Source organism: Solirhodobacter olei (genome assembly GCF_004010155.1).
GTDB lineage: Bacteria > Pseudomonadota > Alphaproteobacteria > Rhodobacterales > Rhodobacteraceae > Solirhodobacter > Solirhodobacter olei.
In genome coordinates, this window is the sequence record NZ_RRYH01000096.1 from 1 (window position 1) to 572 (window position 572).

Annotated in this window: 1 protein-coding gene; it reads left to right on the plus strand. The window is 61.2% G+C overall.

What is annotated here, in order from left to right; translation table 11 throughout:
• Positions 1-385 precede the first annotated feature (385 nt).
• On the plus strand, positions 386-572 hold a 187-nt coding region (locus EIP85_RS23125), incomplete at its 3' end, for a hypothetical protein (protein WP_206615645.1).

Below are 572 nucleotides of genomic sequence, written 5' to 3' on the forward strand. Positions count from 1 at the left end.
ATCGTAGCGACGCATGTCCGTCTCCTGTCCTTAGCGCCTGCATCCGGCACCACTGCTGCATTGCAGACTTCAAATATGCATTCATTGACATACATCAACTGGTTGTGAGGCTGTGTAACAATACGACGTGGGCACGGGCGGCGCCCAGCCGGGGTAAACGGCTGGCTCGCAATGGTCGCCGTCACGTAGGACGCGCCGGCATTGCCCGCGTGCCATCCCCCTGTCGCGCCGCGCCTCAGGCTATCCGCTATCGCATTCCGTGTGCCACACCGCCACAGCTCACGGGCAGGTGATCTGGATCAATGTTGGGCTGCGCATGTCCGGGTACTGGATTCGGGCGCCGTTGGATGCCGGCCCTAACTGTCAAATGCATTGGAGAACGAAGATGAGAACGCGCTTTCTGTCTATCGCTGCCACTGTCCTGCTTATGTCCCCGCTGACGGCCACTGCGCAGACCGTCGGCGGGATGGGGCCTGTCTATCAGGCTCTCCAGAGCCAGGGCTTTACCAACATGCAAACCGTGCGCGATCAGAACCGGAATCGGATCCGCGTCACCGCTCAGCGCGGGGACG